Source organism: Flavobacterium sp. NPDC079362 (assembly GCF_050267765.1).
Taxonomy (GTDB): Bacteria; Bacteroidota; Bacteroidia; order Flavobacteriales; family Flavobacteriaceae; genus Flavobacterium; species Flavobacterium azizsancarii.
Map to the genome: position 1 here is coordinate 24,810 of NZ_JBNNFM010000042.1, position 14,745 is coordinate 39,554.

Genomic DNA, 14,745 nt, shown 5'->3' on the forward strand with positions numbered 1-14,745 from the left:
TAGCTCAAAATAAGACGTGTCACTTATTTAAAACACACATAGCTAGCTATGTGAAAGAAATGGGTTTCTTTTTGTATTCTTCTTTACACATAAAATCTATGTTTCTATGTGTTAAATTGAAGTTAGTATGCATTACACCAAAAGAGGCTAGACTTAAAGAAATACTAAACTGGGAACTGCCTTCTTATACGATTGTAATTTTTCGTCGTTTGGATCAACTTCTGTAACGACATAATTAACCTCAGATAAGTTGGCAATTTTCATTTTTAGAACAGTATCGAGTTTTTCAGAAATAGTTAGAATCGCTGTTTTTTCAGAAGCCTGAATCATTGCTTTTTTTACCTGAACGGTTTCCCAATCAGAGTCTGAGAAACCACCTTCGATATCAAGAGCATTGGTTCCTAATATTAATAAATCGACTTTAATATTCGCCAATTGATTATAGACATCGCCGCTCACACACATTTGGCTGTAGGACGAAATGCTGCCGCCAATCATGATAATTTTAACATTGGGTTTATCCAAAAGTTCAACTGCTGATAAAACAGTAACGGTAAAAATGGTCAGATTCAAATCATCAGGAATCAAACGGATGAACTCACGAATTGTAGTTCCGCCGCCAATTAGTAAAACCATTCCATCATGAAGTAAACCTAACGTTTTTTGAGCAATAATTTGTTTAGATTCACCTGCATAAGTTTGATTATTAGAAGAAGCATGGTGATAGGCTTTTGTCATCGCACCACCTTTTACTTTAATCAATAAAGATTCTGATTCAAGTTCGTTAATATCACGTCTTACTGTATCTTCTGAAACAAATAATTTTGCAGAAAGCGTTTCAAAACTTACACGAGTATGCAAGTTTATCTCTTTTATAATAAGATTTTTACGTTCTTCTTTAGTGTAATTAATCACTTCATTATCATTACTCATGCAAATTCAATTTTATAGAAGCAAATGTAAACAATAAATGCAATATTATTGCGAAACAAATTATAACACAATGTAATAAAAAAGTTAATTTGTCTATTTTAAAGACATTTAAGTATAAATTCGTTTTGCAAAAAAAATGCAAACCTAACCAATAAACTATATTTTTGTCTAACAATCAAAAAAGCAACCATGCAAAAAAGCCTATTTCTCCTTTTACTATTTTGTTTTTCTTTCGGAAATGCCCAAACTTCTTTCACAAACAATTCTATTATCCCTGCTCCCAATTCATACAAAGCAACAGGAGATAGTATTCGTTTAAACGGACAGATAAAATTTACTTTCGAAAAAAATAAATACAGCGCAAGAGAACTTAAAACTGCACAAATTTTCGAGTCGGCTATAAACTCAAATATGCCAAACAAAAAAAGCAATCTTGAAGTTTTGTTTATTGCCAAAAATCCGGCTGAATCTTTAAAAAAAGAAGCTTATAAAATTGTCATTACTCCAAAAAAGATCACCGTTACCGGAAGTGAAGAAGGATTATTTTATGCTGTTCAGAGTTTATTGCAGCTTTTACCCAACAAACCAAAAAATCAGGAAATAAAACTACCTTGTGTTACCATAGAAGATGAGCCCAGATACAGCTACCGCGGGCTTCACCTTGATGTTTGCCGTCATTTTTTCTCTGTTGATGTTATAAAAGATTTTATCGCACAAATGTCTAGCTATAAGCTAAACAACTTTCATTGGCACCTAACTGACGATCAGGGATGGAGAATTGAGATCAAAAAATACCCAAAATTAACCGAAGTAGGTTCAAAAAGAGCACAGACTTTAGTGGGAAATAAATTCGAAAGATCACCCTACTTTTTTGACGGAAATCCGTACGGAGGTTTTTATACGCAGGAAGAAATCAAAGATGTAGTGAAATTTGCCGAAGATCATTATGTTAATATTATTCCGGAAATCGAAATGCCCGGTCATGCAACTGCAGCAGTTACGGCTTATCCTAATTTATCCTGTTTTCCGGATCGTCAATATAAAGTTATAGAATATTGGGGTGTTTTTGATGATATTTTCTGCGCTGGAAAAGAGGAAACCTTTACTTTTTTAGAAGATGTTTTGACCGAAATTATGGCTTTATTCCCAAGTAAGTATATTCATATTGGTGGAGACGAATGCCCGAAAACAAAATGGAAAGAATGCCCGAATTGCCAAAAACGAATCAAAGATTTAGGATTAAAAAACGAACATGAATTACAAAGTTACCTGACCACCCGAATAGAAAAATTCCTAAATGCACACGGAAGACAAATTCTGGGCTGGGATGAAATGCTGGAAGGCGGATTGGCACCAAACGCAGCGGTAATGTCATGGCAAGGTGAGTCTGGCGGAATTGAAGCCGCAAAACAAAAACACAATGTAATCATGAATCCGGAACAAGTGCTGTATCTGGATTATAATCAAGGCTATTCGCCAAATGAACCTTTAACAATTGGAAGATTAACGACAGTTGAAAAAATGTACAACTACAACCCAACTCCTGTTGATAGTTTAACCGTTGAAGAGCAAAAATATATTATAGGAGTTCAATCGAATCTTTGGTCTGAATATTTGACGAGTCCGGCAAAATTAAATTATATGATTTATCCACGAGTATTTGCTTTAGCCGAAATTGCCTGGACAGAGCCGAAAAACAAGAATTACAATCATTTTATTTTAAACCAAATTCCTTATCATTTAGAAAAACTGGAAGCGCAGAAACGATTGTATAAAGTCCCAACACCATTTGGCTCAGATGAAACAGCATTAATCGCATCAAAATATGTTCTGGATTTAAAACCAACCATCAAAAACGGTCAAATCTTCTACACTATTGACGGTTATAACCCTGACGAAACTGCTCAACTTTACACTAAACCCGTAACGATAAACATTCCGAAAGGAGAATTCAGAATCATCAAAACAGTTCAAATCAGTCCGAGCGGAAGAAGAAGTTCAATCAATAAGATATTAGTTCGAAATCCGGATTCAAAACCGGCTCTAGCCATAAAACCAACTAAGAAAGGTTTAAAATTCGATTATTATACCGGAACATTGTTTCAGCAAGTACAAGATTTAGATTTAGCAAAACCCGTTAATTCAGGAATTTTTGAAGGTGCGATAAGCAGTGAAAAATGGAAAACGAAAACGGAGCGTTATATTGGCTTAAAATTCGACGGATACATCTATATCGCAGAAACCGCAAATTATACGATTTCAACACTTTCAGACGACGGATCGAAGCTTTTTATCGATAATGAATTAGTGGTGAATAACGACGGAATTCATTGGCTCAACGAAGCATATGGGGTCATAAAGCTGGAAAAAGGTTTTCACAAATTGAACATCAGTTATTTTGATCAGATTGGCGGAACGACCTTAACTTGTTTTATCCAGCAGGAAGGAAAAGAAAAACAAGAAATAAGCGCTTCGCAATTGTATTATGAATAAGACATAAAAAAAGGTTCCGAAATATCGGAACCTTTTTTTATAAAACTAAAAGTCTTTTATATTATCCTTTTAAGCTTGCTGATAAATACTCACGGTTCATACGTGCAATATTTTCAAGAGAAATTCCTTTAGGGCATTCTACTTCACAAGCTCCAGTATTGGTACAGTTACCAAAACCTTCAAGATCCATGTGGTGTACCATGTTTAAAACACGATCAACAGCTTCTACTTTACCTTGAGGCAACAAAGCAAATTGAGATACTTTGGCAGCAACGAACAACATTGCTGATGAGTTTTTACAAGTTGCAACACAAGCTCCACAACCAATACAAGCAGCAGCATCAAATGATTTATCTGCATCGTGTTTGTTAATTGGAATTGTATTGGCATCAATTGTATTACCTGAAGTATTTACCGAGATAAATCCTCCTGCGTGTTGAATTCTGTCAAAAGAACTTCTGTCAACCACTAAATCTTTAATTACAGGAAAAGCTTTTGCTCTAAATGGCTCGATAAAAATCGTATCACCATCTTTAAACATACGCATGTGTAATTGACAAGTTGTTACTCCTCTATCTGGTCCGTGTGCTTCTCCGTTGATGAATAATGAACACATTCCGCAAATTCCTTCACGACAATCGTGGTCAAATGCTACTGGCTCTTCTCCTTTGTTGATCAATTGTTCGTTAAGAACATCAAGCATTTCAAGGAAAGACATATCTGGTTCGATTCCGTCGATTGGGTAATCAACAATTCCCCCTTTATCTTGGGCGTTTTTCTGACGCCATATTTTTAATGTAAGTTTCATACTGTTTTAGTTTGAAAGTCCTAAAGTCGAAAGTCAAAAGCCTTATTTGAGACTTTTGACTTTCGACTTTCGACCGAATTTTATTTGTAGCTTCTTTGAACTAATTTAATGTTTTCGTAAACCAGAGCTTCTTTGTGTAATACGGCATCACTTGGTTTTCCTTTGTACTCCCAAGCTGCAACGTATGCAAAGTTTTCGTCATCACGAAGTGCTTCCCCTTCTTCAGTTTGGTATTCTTCACGGAAGTGACCTCCACAAGATTCATTACGGTGCAATGCATCTTTCGCGAATAATTCTCCTAACTCTAAGAAATCGGCAACACGTGTCGCTTTCTCTAATTCCTGATTAAATTCGTTAGCGCTTCCAGGAACTTTTACATCTTTATAAAACTCTTCACGTAAAGCAGCAATTTCTACGATAGCCTCAGATAAACCTTGAGCATTACGAGCCATACCTACTTTATCCCACATAATCTTTCCTAATTTCTTATGGAAATAATCTACAGAATGAGTTCCTTTATTATTGATAAATCTGTCGATTTGATCTTTTACTTCTTTTTCTGCTGCTACGAATTCTGGTAAATCTGTAGAAATTTCTCCCATTTTAATATCCGGAGCTAAATAATCTCCAATAGTATAAGGTAATACGAAATATCCATCAGCCAAACCTTGCATCAAAGCAGAAGCTCCTAGTCTGTTTGCACCGTGATCAGAGAAGTTAGATTCTCCAATTGAGAAACATCCCGGAATTGTAGTCATTAAGTTATAATCAACCCAGGTACCACCCATTGTGTAGTGAACTGCAGGGTAAATCATCATTGGTGTTGTATAAGGATCCTCATCGACGATTTTGTAATACATCTGGAATAAGTTTCCGTATTTACTTTTCACGATTTCAGCTCCTAATTTTGTTACCAAAGCAGCATCTTTATCATTTAAACCTTTTACGAAAGCTTCTTCAGTTCCGTAACGTTTGATCGCAGCAGCAAAATCTAAGTAAACAGCTTCTCCGGTTTTATTAACTCCAAAACCAGCATCACATCTTTCTTTTGCAGCACGAGATGCAACATCACGAGGTACTAAGTTACCAAAAGCAGGATATCTTCTTTCTAAGAAATAATCTCTTTCAGCTTCAGATAAATCAGTTGCTTTTTTCTTTCCTTCACGGATCGCTTTAGCATCTTCTTGTTTTGCAGGAACCCAAATACGACCATCATTACGTAACGATTCAGACATCAAAGTCAGTTTTGACTGGTGATCTCCAGAAACCGGGATACATGTTGGGTGAATTTGCGTGTAACAAGGATTTGCAAAAAACGCTCCTTTTTTATGTATTTTCCAAGCTGCTGTTGCGTTACTTCCCATAGCATTTGTTGACAAGAAAAACACGTTTCCGTATCCTCCAGAACCAACAACTACTGCGTGAGCAGAATGTCTTTCTATTTCTCCCGTAATAAGGTTACGAGCGATAATACCTCTCGCTTTACCGTTCACGATAACAATGTCAAGCATTTCGTGACGGTTGTACATTTTCACTTTTCCACGACCAATCTGACGGTTCATTGCAGAATAAGCTCCTAGCAATAATTGCTGACCAGTTTGTCCTTGTGCATAAAATGTACGGGAAACCAAAGTTCCTCCAAAAGAACGGTTATCTAGTAATCCACCATATTCACGAGCCAATGGAACTCCCTGAGCCACACACTGGTCAATAATATTAGTAGAAACTTCAGCCAAACGGTGAACGTTTGCCTCACGTGCACGGTAGTCACCCCCTTTTACAGTATCATAAAACAATCTGTAAACCGAGTCACCGTCACCTTTATAATTTTTTGCCGCATTGATACCACCTTGTGCTGCAATAGAGTGCGCACGACGAGGTGAATCCTGAAAACAAAATGCTTTTACGTTATATCCCTGCTCCGCTAAAGTAGCCGCAGCTGAACCTCCAGCCAAACCTGTACCAACAATAATAATATCTAAATTACGTTTGTTTGCAGGGTTCACTAAATTAATATGATCTTTATAATCTGTCCATTTGTCCGATATTGGGCCGTGTGGAATTTTTGAATCTAATGCCATTATAATTTATATTAATTATTGTTTGAAATGATGAAATAATGCGATAATCACGAAAAGTGCCGGAACTACAACTGCAAAACCGTAACCCACTTTACTTAAAAATCTAGAATATTTATTGTGCATCCCCATTGATTGAAGAGATGAACCGAATCCGTGCCAAAGGTGAAAACCTAACAACACAAATGATACACAATAGATACCAGTACGAATTGGGTCATGAAATTTATGAACTAATTCACCATAATATCTTGTAGCATCCGGTGCGGCACCTGCAATATATTTATAGGTAACTTCAGGAAACCAAAAATCATAGAAATGCAATCCTAAGAAAGCCAAAATAACCAATCCAGAAATAATCATATTTCTAGAACTCCAGGAAGCATTAGCAGCTCCATTGTACTTTGCATATGCAATTGGTCTCGCAGCAGTGTTCTGAGCAGTCAATACAAATCCCATAACGAAATGGAAAATTACCCCGATTGCCAAAACTGGTTGCATTACATATTGAATCAGCGGATTGTATCCCATAAAGTGAGACGCTTCGTTAAAAACATCTTTACTAATAATAGAAATGAAATTTAAGGAAACATGCAGCGCTAAAAACGTGATTAAGAATATTCCCGAAAGGGCCATAGCCACTTTCTTTAAGATGGAAGCATTCAATAGTGCAGATTGTGCCATAATTGTTTAAGTAGTTTGTTTTAAAAAATTATACAAAAATAAAGCAATTAGACATGAACTACAACCATTTCGTTGTTATTTATAATGATTTTAAAGAGCTTTGCCCAATATTATTGCAAATTATTTAAAAACAAGAAAATAGATATTTTTCACAAGCCATTTTAACCTATTTCTAACTTTTACATAATTACCAAATTGCTATTTTTAGTCCCAATTTGATTTATTTTTCTCAAAAATAAACGCTACAACGATTTTAATCAACGAAAACAAGTAAATTCTAGAAGCATAATTTTACCTTTATCAGCTTCAAAAAACATGATAATGAAAACAGGAATTGACGCTATCTCTTTTGATGTAGCCAACATACATTTACCCATAAAAACCTTGGCAATTGCCAGAAACATTGAGCCTGAAAAATTAAAGAAAGGCCTCGGATTAATCAAAATGACTTTGCCGGACGTTCATCAGGACGCAGTTGTTTTTGGAGCAAACGCTTTGACTAAACTTATTCTTGAAAACGAAATAAACCTAAACGAAATTAGCAGGATTTATGTTGGGACAGAAAGCGGAATCGATAGCTCTAAACCTATCAGTTCTTTCTTAATCAGCTTAATGGAACAGAAATTTGGAGAAGATTCTCTGGAAAAATGTGATGTTGTCGATTTTACATTTGCCTGTATTGGCGGTGTAGACGCTTTACAAAACTGTATCGATTTTGTAAAACTAAATCCATCCAAAAAAGCAATAGTTGTTACGACTGATTTTGCGAAATATGATTTGAATTCAACAGGAGAATATACACAAGGTGCCGGAGCTCTTGCAATGCTAATAACATCGAACCCTAGAATTATTGCTTTTGATCATAATTGGGCAACAAGTACAAAAGGTGTTTTTGATTTTTTTAAACCCTACAGAACTATCTCAAAGGAATCGATTACGCAAAATGAGAATAACGATCCTTGGTTTGATAATTTAGAAGCCGAAATCGAAATTCATAAAGACCAGCCCGTTTTTGATGGTCAATATTCGAATCAATGCTATATGGATCGTACGAGATCTGCTTACTTTTCATTCAAGAAACTAAAAAACACAACCGAAACTTTATACAATTCCTGGAACAGCATTATCATGCACCTTCCCTACTCTTTTCAGGGACGCCGAATGTTATCTGAAATTTATGCTTTAGATCATGCTGATAAAATTATTGCAGACAATATTGAACCAGCAGATTATCAAACTAAAATCAAAGAAGTTGGGAAATCTGATGAGTACAGAAAATTCGTAACCGAGAAATTACAGCCTGCAGAATTGGCTTCTTCTTTAATTGGAAATCTTTATACAGGATCTATTTTCATGGGATTATTATCTACTTTGGCTCATTATTATGATACCAAACAAGACGTTACAGGAACTAAATTTGGATTCCTGGCTTACGGAAGCGGCTCTAAATCTAAAGTATTTGAAGGAACAATTCAACCGGAATGGCAATCGGCTTTAGTCAAAACTAAACTTTTTGAAAATTTAGAAGAAAGTGTAGAAATAGGTTTTGAAACTTATGAAAGTCTTCATAAAAAAGAACAAAAACAAAGTGTGAGAACCCCTAAAAACGAGTGGATTTTAGATCGAATCGAAAAAGAAATTCCTAATTTGATTGGGGCGAGATATTATAAGTGGATCGAATAAAAATTAAATTCCAATTAAATGCGCCTAACCTTTGTCAAAGCTTTAAACTTTGACAAAGGTTTTTTTACGTACAATCTTGGTCATCGAAACAAAGCAAAACTTTGAAAAATGATTAACCACATTACAGCACACACACAACATCTTGTCATTTTCGAAGGGAGAAATCAGATAAAGCAAATCAGCAACAGCACTTTATCCCCGCGTGTGATTTCTCCTCCGTCGAAATGACAAAAAAGTATTACGTTCAGTAAAAACAAGAAGAATACCATTCCTTTTTATGTTGTTCTGTATAATTTTGATTTCCTCTAATGGTTTGATCTTCCTCGTTCATTCCGTTTACCATTCCCAACATAAAGGCGGTTATTATTACAATGAGTTTTCTTTTTATCCACTTCTCATCACCGTAAAGCTTACTTATAAATAGTAAACTTATTATGCGATAAACTAAAACCAAGATTCTCATAAATCAGCACATTTTCTACGCGCCTTTTATTGGTGGTAACTTCAATACTTTTCAAATTATTCTGATCTGCAAAATCTTTTATTTCATTTATCAGTAACCGACCAATGCCTTGACCACAATGCTTTTTATCAATAAAAAATTCCTGAATTTCTTCAACCGGACCACAATGATGCAAAAGATTCTGGGTATGAAAACTAACAAAACCTACACATTCATTTTCGTTTTCTGAGAGTAAATATAGACTGTTTAGATTCGAAATGTTTTCATTGAATATTATTGCAAAAACCTCGAAATCTACAACTTCATTTTCAAGTTCGCAGATTGACTTATAAACAAAATCTAAATCTTGTTTTTCGACTTTTCTAATTTTGATATTTGATTTCATATTCAATTTACAAGTTACCATAAACCACAATATGTTCAGCGTAGGTTAATTTATCGTTTAACCAATTTATTATTTCAGTCAAAAAAGCTTTCTCCTTTTTTTATTATCCTTTTCTATATGTTTTATTTTTTCAACAATCTATATGATCGTTTTATGATCAAAAAAATTATGCACAGTAGTATCAAATCCATTATCAAGTATATCATTTCACGGATTTCGTAATGGAAAAACAGATTGAAACTCTTTCAAGATAAGATCGAAATCTTCTGCTGAAACAAAAGCATCATTCCGTTTATCCGTTTTGTAGAATTCCCTTTCTCCATTCGCAGGCCATAAAATAAAACCAATTTTTGAAGATGCTGTTTTTCCTGTTGATATGATAATCGATTTTTGATTAATCCTTTCAATAGTCTTTATTATATCACACTTACAAATTCCATAATTTTCTTTTGCTATTTCATAATTGCATTCGGTCTTTAAACAGATTTCTTTAATATTAGTATCATGAAATTCTTTTTCGCATAATAATACATCACCATCATTTTTTTTAAGAAGCTGAACAGCAATACTTAAAGGAATCGAAATTCTGCTTCTTAATATTTTTAATTTTTCATCGTTCATTTTTCAAATCATAAATATTCACTCGACCCAAGACGCACAAATTTAACTTTATATTTTTGAACATATTTATTCCATTCCGTTTTATACTTTTCATTATTATAAATAGCGACTGCATAATCAGCAACTTCTTGACTAAAATGATTGCCAAAAATAGCATCAAGATTCTCAATTCCAGAATCAATTACTCGTTTTAAGATCGCTAATTTATCTTTTCTGTTTTCTTTGCAAACTTTGTCGAGCCATAATCCTTTTCCAATTTTTACATATTCTTCGAGTAAACTATCGGTAATAAATTCAGAAGGAACATCATTGATATTAGGTTCGTTTTTGCCGTTTTTGAATGTCGTTAAAATTAATTCTTCCGAATAAAATTCATTTGGAATCAACGAAATCAATGTTCCACTCTGAGCAGCTTTTAAGCAAAGTTCTTTTGTTATAAACTGATCGGGTATTTTCTGAATTGCAAAACCATCTTTACTCACTAATTTTTCACAAAGTTCCGGCGTAATAAAATCCTGACCAACATAATCTAAAGCATGAAATGTTTTATTTAATGCCAACTCACACAATTCTCGAGTTTTAAACTGAAGCGGAACTAATTTTAAATCTCTATAATTTGATTTCACCCTATTTTGCCAATACTCATAGGTTTTTGCAGGCGGATTATTTTGTTTTAAAATCAATTCTCCAAATTCCAGTTCCCGTTTTAATTCTTCGAAAGTTCCTATTAAAGGATTATCAAGATGCTGGCGCAATTCGATTGATATAACATTTTCATTAAGATCATCATCATATTGGCAGGCATTTTTAGGGTCAAGATCTTCTGTTTTATCATTATAATAAAACAACTCATTTTTTTGTTTTGCAAAAGTGGTGTAATGATCGTCGACTATAAAAACCGGAGCTTCTATAATGCCAGAGCATTTAAAATTTCCGTGATTGTACGAAGTCATTACAGCTTCCTTGGCTTTTACGTTGCCTATTATTTCGACATTAGAACCGCCCAATAATAAACTCTGGCAATCGACATCTCCATTAATATAAATATAAGGTCCGTAATCTCCTTCGGCATTTATAATGCTTCCGGTTGTAGAGAAATTTCCGTTTATTAAAATCCCTTCGATTCTTATCGCATCAATTTCTTTTAATGGAAGACTTAAGATATTAGCAAGCCATTTTTTTTCTTTATCTTCATAAATATCCAAATAGAAGTTGCCTTCGAAATTTAAATCTTCGTCTGAAACTAAAAAGAAATCCTGATCGTCCCATTCATCAAAATAATCAAATCCTTCATGATCAATTAGAAATGAATATTGCGATTTTATGTCTTTTATTGTTACTAGTTTAAAACTTGAATTTTGCATTTTAATTTTATTAATCGAAGTTGATTTTTCTTTACTATCAAGATTACACATTTCTATATTCAAAATCAACAATAGTCAGAAAAATTGTATTTTTTCATTCGAGAAAACAATTTACAAAATGTATCTTACAAACAAACACTTGTTTTCTACCAAAACCAAGACACATCAGTAGAAACATTAGCCGAATCAGAGAGCTTAAAGACATGAAACAAGAAGCACTTGCACAAGCAATTGGCACGACTCAACAATCTATTTCTATTATTGAAGGAAGCGAAAGTGTTGATGATGAAAAACTTAAAGCAATTGCCGAAGCTCTGGGCGTTCCTACCGAAGTAATAAGGAATTTTTCTGAAGAAGCTGTTTTTAATATTATTGAAAATACTTTTGATATAGAAAACAACAATGGTTCTGCAATTAGTTACGGATGTACTTTTAATCCGTTTGATAAACTTCTTGAAGCTTTTGAAGAGAATAAAAAACTTTACCAATTATTAATTCAAGCAGAAAAAGAGAAAGTTGCTTTTTTAGAGAAGTTATTGAATGAGAAAAAGTAATTTCTACAAAAGATATATTTATAGAAAAACTGAAGTTTGACTGCTTCGGTTTTTTTATAAATAATTTTGTAATGTCTTCTCCATCGAAATAACAAGATTATAAAAAACTTAGTGCCTTAGTGTCTTCGTGGCAAAACCTAAACAAATAAGAAAACTTTAATAAATCAATCTTAGCCGATTCTCTAAAATTCACTATTTTTGAAATTCGAAGTTCAAAACTCACATTATTATGAAATATCATCAAATAAACAGCGCTCTTTTTGTAAAAAACCGCAAAAAATTCACGGCAGAAATGAAACCTAACAGTGTTGCCGTTTTCAACTCAAATGACATTTATCCGGTTAGTGCAGATAGTACTTTGCCATTTGCACAGCACAGAGATATTTTTTATCTAAGTGGTGTCGATCAAGAAGAAAGCATTTTGCTTTTGTTTCCGGATGCACCTTATGAGAACCAAAAAGAGATTCTTTTCCTGAAAGAAACAAACGATCATATTGCAGTTTGGGAAGGCGAAAAGTTAAGCAAAGAACGCGCATTTCAGGTTTCGGGCATCAGAACGGTTTATTGGCTGCAGGATTTTCATAAAGTTTTGAACGAAATGATGACGTATGCAGATACGATGTACATTAACACAAACGAACATTACCGTGCAACAGTAGAAACTGAAACTCGCGAGGCTCGTTTTGTAAAATGGTGGAAAGAACGTTATCCTGCACACCAAGTAGCAAAAAGCAACCCAATCTTACAACGCATTCGTTCTGTAAAAGAAAGCGAAGAAATCGATTTGATTCAGCAAGCTTGTGATATTACGGAGAAAGGTTTCCGTAGATTATTATCGTTTGTAAAACCAAATGTTACTGAATACGAAATCGAAGCCGAATTGATTCACGAATTCGTTCGTAACCGCTCTAAAGGTTTTGCTTATACGCCAATTATTGCTTCAGGAAATAATGCGAACGTTTTGCATTATATCGAGAACAATCAACAGTGCAAAGCCGGAGATTTAATTTTACTTGATGTTGCGGCTGAATATGCAAACTATTCTAGCGATATGACAAGAACGATTCCGGTTTCGGGAAAATTCTCAGATCGTCAAAAAGCGGTTTACAATGCTGTTTTGAGAGTAAAAAACGAGGCTACAAAAATGTTGGCTCCGGGAACACTTTGGAAACAATATCATATTGAAGTGGGTAAAATCATGACCTCAGAACTACTTGGTTTAGGTTTACTGGACAAAGCCGATGTTCAGAACGAAAACCCGGAATGGCCTGCTTACAAAAAATATTTCATGCACGGAACTTCTCACCACATGGGTCTTGATACGCACGATTACGGCTTGCTTCACGAACCTATGAAAGCTAATATGGTTTTTACGGTTGAACCGGGGATTTATATTCCAGGCGAAAAATTCGGAATCCGTTTAGAAGACAATGTTGTGGTTCAGGAAAAAGGAGAACCTTTTAACCTGATGCGCAATATTCCGGTTGAAGTAGATGAAATCGAAAGTTTGATGAATTCTTAAAGAAAGAGAAAAGAATATAGATTATCGAATAAAAACGGCTGGCAGAAATGTTAGCCGTTTTTTTTTATCAGAATTAAAATTTAATAATTTAAAAAGTTTGCTACGAATTCCACAAATTTTCACTAATTATTATTCCCTTTAATTCTATTAATAAAAAGCATAAATAAAATTCGTGCAATTCAATTTTTGAAGTTCCTTTTGATTCGTGTAAATTTGTGAAATTCGTGGCGAAAAAAAATCTTCGCTAACAAAACCTATTTAAAAATAATATTTTGAAAACTCTTTTATATAAAAATACCACAATTTCTTATACCGATTCAGGCAAAGGAACGGCGATTGTATTTCTTCACGGTTTTTTAGAAAACAAAAAAATGTGGAGTGATTATGTCGATTTTTTCTCTGAACAATATCACATCATCACAATCGATTTGTTAGGTCATGGCAAATCTGATTCTTTAGGATATGTGCACTCTATGGAGGACAATGCAAAGGTTGTTCATGAAGTTTTAGCCCATCTAAAGGTTGAAAAAGCCATTATTATTGGTCATTCTATGGGTGGTTATGTTGGTTTGGCTTTCGCCGAATTATTCCCCAAAAACATCAACAAACTGGTTCTGCTAAACTCTACATCTAAAGCAGATAGCCACGAGAAAAAAATAAACCGAAATCGCGCTATCAAAGCGGTAAAACAAAATTATATAAATTTCGTAAATCTTGCGATTGGCAACTTGTTCAGCGAAAACAACAGAGCCAGATTGACCGAAGAAATTGAAGAAGCCAAGATTCAGGCTTTAAAAACTCCTTTGCAGGGAATTGTGGCTTCGCTTGAAGGAATGAAAATTCGAAAAGACAGGGTATTGCTTTTGCAAAAGAATTTATTTCCCGTTTTATTGATTTTAGGCAAAAAAGATCCTGTTTTAAATTACGAGGAAAGCATTCTTCAAATCGAAAATACCAATGCAAAACTGGTTTCTTTTGATGACGGACATATGAGCCAGATTGAAAACAAGAAGGAATTAAAAACTGTATTATTAGATTTCTTCGAATAATACCATCATTATAAAAATCGGATAGGAGCCTAGGGATTAATTCCCTAGGCGACCTTCCACACCACCCGGCATACGGATCCGTACCAAGGCGGTTCTTAATTTACGATA

At 34.2% G+C, this 14,745-nt stretch carries 12 protein-coding genes; 5 read left to right on the forward strand and 7 right to left on the reverse strand.

The window, feature by feature from the left end; all coding sequences use genetic code 11:
• Nucleotides 1–153 precede the first annotated feature (153 nt).
• Nucleotides 154–933 (reverse strand): DeoR/GlpR family DNA-binding transcription regulator, encoded by a 780-nt coding sequence (locus ACQKCJ_RS22165; RefSeq protein WP_427402941.1) that lies wholly within the window; start codon nt 931–933, stop codon nt 154–156.
• A gap of 189 nt (nt 934–1,122) precedes the next feature.
• On the opposite strand from ACQKCJ_RS22165, the gene ACQKCJ_RS22170 reads away from it, so the two are divergent.
• Nucleotides 1,123–3,426: a family 20 glycosylhydrolase gene (locus ACQKCJ_RS22170; protein WP_427402942.1), complete on the forward strand. Its 2,304-nt coding sequence runs from the start codon at nt 1,123–1,125 to the stop codon at nt 3,424–3,426.
• 61 nt (nt 3,427–3,487) lie between these two features.
• Here ACQKCJ_RS22170 and ACQKCJ_RS22175 read toward each other — a convergent pair whose 3' ends face one another.
• The 3 genes from ACQKCJ_RS22175 to ACQKCJ_RS22185 form a co-directional block, all read right to left on the reverse strand.
• Entirely contained in the window at nt 3,488–4,234 is a 747-nt protein-coding gene (locus ACQKCJ_RS22175) for a succinate dehydrogenase/fumarate reductase iron-sulfur subunit (protein WP_271338214.1), read from the reverse strand.
• Between the two features lie 80 nt (nt 4,235–4,314).
• Entirely contained in the window at nt 4,315–6,315 is a 2,001-nt protein-coding gene (locus ACQKCJ_RS22180) for a fumarate reductase/succinate dehydrogenase flavoprotein subunit (RefSeq protein ID WP_271338215.1), read from the reverse strand.
• A 15-nt stretch (nt 6,316–6,330) separates the two neighbouring features.
• Nucleotides 6,331–6,996 carry a succinate dehydrogenase cytochrome b subunit gene (locus tag ACQKCJ_RS22185; RefSeq protein WP_271338216.1) on the reverse strand — a complete coding sequence of 222 codons (666 nt, stop codon included), beginning with the start codon at nt 6,994–6,996 and terminating at the stop codon, nt 6,331–6,333.
• 321 nt (nt 6,997–7,317) lie between these two features.
• On the opposite strand from ACQKCJ_RS22185, the gene ACQKCJ_RS22190 reads away from it, so the two are divergent.
• Complete coding sequence (locus tag ACQKCJ_RS22190; RefSeq protein WP_271338217.1) at nt 7,318–8,679, forward strand: hydroxymethylglutaryl-CoA synthase family protein; 1,362 nt, start codon at nt 7,318–7,320, stop codon at nt 8,677–8,679.
• Nucleotides 8,680–9,089: 410 nt separating this feature from the next.
• On the opposite strand, the gene ACQKCJ_RS22195 is transcribed toward ACQKCJ_RS22190, so the two are convergent.
• The 3 genes from ACQKCJ_RS22195 to ACQKCJ_RS22205 all read right to left on the reverse strand — a co-directional run bounded on the left by ACQKCJ_RS22195 (nt 9,090) and on the right by ACQKCJ_RS22205 (nt 11,512).
• Nucleotides 9,090–9,527: a GNAT family N-acetyltransferase gene (locus ACQKCJ_RS22195; RefSeq protein WP_271338749.1), complete on the reverse strand. Its 438-nt coding sequence runs from the start codon at nt 9,525–9,527 to the stop codon at nt 9,090–9,092.
• 207 nt (nt 9,528–9,734) lie between these two features.
• Entirely contained in the window at nt 9,735–10,148 is a 414-nt protein-coding gene (locus tag ACQKCJ_RS22200; RefSeq protein ID WP_271338750.1) for a hypothetical protein, read from the reverse strand.
• A gap of 8 nt (nt 10,149–10,156) precedes the next feature.
• A complete protein-coding gene (locus ACQKCJ_RS22205) occupies nt 10,157–11,512 on the reverse strand; it encodes a polymer-forming cytoskeletal protein (RefSeq protein WP_427402943.1) in 1,356 nt (451 codons plus the stop codon).
• Nucleotides 11,513–11,634: 122 nt separating this feature from the next.
• On the opposite strand from ACQKCJ_RS22205, the gene ACQKCJ_RS22210 reads away from it, so the two are divergent.
• From ACQKCJ_RS22210 to ACQKCJ_RS22220, 3 genes are all read left to right on the forward strand, one after another.
• Nucleotides 11,635–12,066, forward strand: coding sequence for a helix-turn-helix domain-containing protein (locus ACQKCJ_RS22210; protein WP_271338754.1), 432 nt, complete (start codon nt 11,635–11,637; stop codon nt 12,064–12,066).
• Nucleotides 12,067–12,295: 229 nt separating this feature from the next.
• Nucleotides 12,296–13,588: an aminopeptidase P family protein gene (locus ACQKCJ_RS22215; protein WP_271338752.1), complete on the forward strand. Its 1,293-nt coding sequence runs from the start codon at nt 12,296–12,298 to the stop codon at nt 13,586–13,588.
• A gap of 272 nt (nt 13,589–13,860) precedes the next feature.
• Nucleotides 13,861–14,637 (forward strand): alpha/beta fold hydrolase, encoded by a 777-nt coding sequence (locus ACQKCJ_RS22220; protein ID WP_427402944.1) that lies wholly within the window; start codon nt 13,861–13,863, stop codon nt 14,635–14,637.
• The last annotated feature ends 108 nt before the right edge of the window (nt 14,638–14,745 follow it).

Bases quoted from the DNA above. Each gene is read 5' to 3' on its own strand.
- ACQKCJ_RS22165 (WP_427402941.1), bottom strand. From the start codon at position 933: ATGAGTAATGATAATGAAGTGATTAATTACACTAAAGAAGAACGTAAA.
- ACQKCJ_RS22170 (WP_427402942.1), top strand. From the start codon at position 1,123: ATGCAAAAAAGCCTATTTCTCCTTTTACTATTTTGTTTTTCTTTCGGA.
- ACQKCJ_RS22175 (WP_271338214.1), bottom strand. From the start codon at position 4,234: ATGAAACTTACATTAAAAATATGGCGTCAGAAAAACGCCCAAGATAAA.
- ACQKCJ_RS22180 (WP_271338215.1), bottom strand. From the start codon at position 6,315: ATGGCATTAGATTCAAAAATTCCACACGGCCCAATATCGGACAAATGG.
- ACQKCJ_RS22185 (WP_271338216.1), bottom strand. From the start codon at position 6,996: ATGGCACAATCTGCACTATTGAATGCTTCCATCTTAAAGAAAGTGGCT.
- ACQKCJ_RS22190 (WP_271338217.1), top strand. From the start codon at position 7,318: ATGAAAACAGGAATTGACGCTATCTCTTTTGATGTAGCCAACATACAT.
- ACQKCJ_RS22195 (WP_271338749.1), bottom strand. From the start codon at position 9,527: ATGAAATCAAATATCAAAATTAGAAAAGTCGAAAAACAAGATTTAGAT.
- ACQKCJ_RS22200 (WP_271338750.1), bottom strand. From the start codon at position 10,148: ATGAACGATGAAAAATTAAAAATATTAAGAAGCAGAATTTCGATTCCT.
- ACQKCJ_RS22205 (WP_427402943.1), bottom strand. From the start codon at position 11,512: ATGCAAAATTCAAGTTTTAAACTAGTAACAATAAAAGACATAAAATCG.
- ACQKCJ_RS22215 (WP_271338752.1), top strand. From the start codon at position 12,296: ATGAAATATCATCAAATAAACAGCGCTCTTTTTGTAAAAAACCGCAAA.